The 3,208-nt window shown below is 44.2% G+C and carries 2 protein-coding genes; one reads left to right on the top strand and one right to left on the bottom strand.

Going from position 1 to position 3,208, the window contains the following annotated elements; genetic code table 11:
• On the top strand, positions 1–2,984 hold a 2,984-nt coding region (locus tag ADA42_RS14610; protein ID WP_048765948.1), incomplete at its 5' end, for a BapA/Bap/LapF family large adhesin.
• A gap of 88 nt (positions 2,985–3,072) precedes the next feature.
• Here ADA42_RS14610 and ADA42_RS14605 read toward each other — a convergent pair.
• Positions 3,073–3,208 (bottom strand): universal stress protein (locus tag ADA42_RS14605; protein WP_048765945.1); only part of this gene is annotated, 136 nt, incomplete at its 5' end.

Genomic DNA, 3,208 nt, shown 5'->3' with positions numbered 1-3,208 from the left:
ATACGGTACTGGGCAGCACCACCGTTGCAAGCGATGGCACCTGGAGCTTCACGCCATCGACAGGCTTGGTGGACGGACCACACAGCATTACCACGACTGCGACGGATGCGGCAGGCAACACCAGCGCGGCCAGTGATGCACTGAACTTTACGGTAGACACCACGAATGTGGTGGTAAGCATCAACAAGGCGGTCGACAATGTTGGCAGCAAGGTCGGTGACCTGGCCAACAATGCTGCAACCGATGACACCACACCAACACTGGTGGGAACAGGTACAGCGGGAGCGATCGTGACGATCAGCGTCGATGGTGGCGCGGCGGTTGGCTCAGCGGTGGTGGATAGTAGCGGTAACTGGAGCTACACCTTACCAACACAAAGCGAAGGGTCACATAGCTATACGGCCACTGCGAGCAATGCGGCAGGAACACAAGGCAGCGCGAGTTTCAATCTGACGATTGACACCACGGCACCGAGCATTCCGAGCATTGGTCTGGTGAGTGACGATGTGGGTCTGGTACAAGGTCCGCTTGGCAACGGTGCCAGCACGGATGACACCACACCGACACTCAGTGGTACAGGCGCGACACCGGGTGATGTGATCAAGGTATATGACGGCAATGATGTGGTGGGCAGTGTCACGGTAGGAGCAGATGGTCGCTGGAACTACACCATCCCGGCACCTGGCTTGACCGAAGGTCCGCACAGCCTAAGCGTGACTGCGACCGATCCTGTGGGCAACGAAAGTGGCAAGAGCGATCCATTCAACCTGACTGTTGACCTAACTCCACCGAATGCACCATCGGGTACATTTAATGCTAGTGGTTCTGAGATTACAGGATCTGCTGAAGCTGGATCTGTTGTGAAAGTCAAAGATGCAAATGGTAATGTATTAGGCTCAGCGACTGCAGATTCAAGTGGCAAGTACACAGTGACTTTTACCGTTCCATTGGATGATGCTGAAAAAGTAAAAATTACAGCAACAGACAAAGCAGGCAATGAATCACAAGCCACAGATCTAACAGCACCAAATATTGTTATTGATGCGAAAGACAATATTGTTGAGGCTAAGGTCGACTTTACTTACCCAGTTACAGTAAATCCAAGTCAAAATATTATTAATGAAAGTTCGATTATTAATATTGGAAGTCAGACGTACTCTGGCAACTTTACTGTAGGCCAAGATCAGATTGCAGATGCGGTAATTTCAGTATCTACAGGTTCACTTATTAACTTGTTTGATACAGCTCAAATGAGATTGTACAAACAGCAAGATGATGGTACTTGGAAGTTAATTGCAGATAATCAATCCAATGGCTTACTCGATTTACTCGGTATCCTTGGTCAAACAACCCAAGTAAAAGTAAATGATTTAACACCTGGTAACTATCGATTTGACTTTACTGGCGGTTCATTAGTCGGTCTAGGCACTTCGATTAAAGCAGATTTACAATTAACAACCGAAAATACAGCTGCTAATCCAGTGGTGAGTGGCATTACTTCTAAAGAAGGCAATGTGATCACAGATAATGATCAAGCCAATGGTCAGGATCAGGTAACATCACAAACCAAGGTGACAGCCGTGAATGGCCAAACTGTCGCTGCTGATGGTAGTACGACCACAGTTATCGGAGAGCATGGCACCTTAACCATTAAAGCGGATGGAAGCTATAAGTACACTCCTACTAGTAATGTAAACGTAATTGGTAAAACTGATGTCTTTACTTACACCATTACCGATACAACTTCTGGTAAGAGTGATACAGCTAAACTGATTGTTCAAATTGGAACCAATAGTGATCTAGACTTGACTTGGAATCCAAACAACCCAGAGGCAGATGCGACCAGCGTTGTTGCAACCAACAATGTAGAAGAGGTTGATGTAAATGCAACCAATGCTACAACAACTGCTTCAGCTAACCCTATTAACTACTCATGGTTCATTGGATTAGCAGGCATTACCCTTGGACAAACTTCTGGTAGTACTAACTTCACTGTTGCATCTGGAACAATTGAAAATGTAAAAGTTACATTTACATCGGGCCAAGCAATTTCTTTGGGTGGAGGTACAACAATTAATGTATACAATTCATCCGGTGCATTAATTGGTACAACTGCCTCTGGAAGTACACTTGATTTAATTGGAATTCTACCAAATGGAAATAGTGTCACATTGACTGGATTAACAGCTGGCTCATATCGAGTAGAAGCTGTCACAGGCTCTGGTCTAGTAAGTGTTGGAGGTTCTGTGAATGCAACTGTTACACGTGAAGTCATTGACCTCGATAGCTACACCGTAACTTCTCGTGAAACTGTAAAAGGAAATATCTTAACGGAAGATACCGGTGCAGGCGTAGACAAAGTTGCATCTCAGTACACCGATATCGCAATTTCAAATAATGGATCAACTTACTCTACTGTCACTAGTACAGGTACAACGATTCAGGGAGCTCACGGTACACTTGTGATTAAGTCCGATGGTAGTTATACCTATACACCAAACACGACACTTACAGGTGGCGGCGAAGATCAGTTTACTTATAAACTGATTGCACCAAACGGCGATGAATCGACTGCAACACTGAAGTTTAATGCCGGTTTTGTATACAACACCAGTACAGGTGCCGATATTATTACTAGCAGTGCAGGTGATGATACCTTCACCACCAACGCAGGTGCAGACAAAGTGATCTTCAACTTGTTGAATAACACTGATGCGACTGGTGGAAATGGTCATGACACATGGACTGATTTCAGCAAAGCACAAGGTGATAAAGTGGATATCAGTGCATTGTTAACAGGTCAAAGCGTCACAGCATCTAATATTGCAAATTACGTTACAGTAACCAAAGATGGTGCAGATACGGTAATTAGCATTGATCGTGATGGAACAGGAACAACCTACCAAAGCACTGAGTTGCTTACATTGAAAAATGTGAATACAACTCTAGATGAACTGTTGCAAAACAATCATTTGATTTACTAATTCGTTAGAAAAAAAAGAGGACCGTCAGGTCCTCTTTTTTGTTTAAATATTATAAAAATTAATGTCTTACATGTTAAAAGCATCAATCTTATTTATGCACTACCAGTACAGGCAGCGAGGTTTCTCCTAAGAGTTTTTGAGTGACACTACCAAGAACTAATTTACGAATACCTGTTCGGCCATGTGAACCAATTACAATTAAATCGACCGCATGCTCTTCAGAT

The sequence above is a fragment of the Acinetobacter sp. 243_ASPC genome, from assembly GCF_001054715.1.
GTDB lineage: Bacteria > Pseudomonadota > Gammaproteobacteria > Pseudomonadales > Moraxellaceae > Acinetobacter > Acinetobacter soli.
This window is presented reverse-complemented; position numbering and strand designations above follow the sequence as displayed.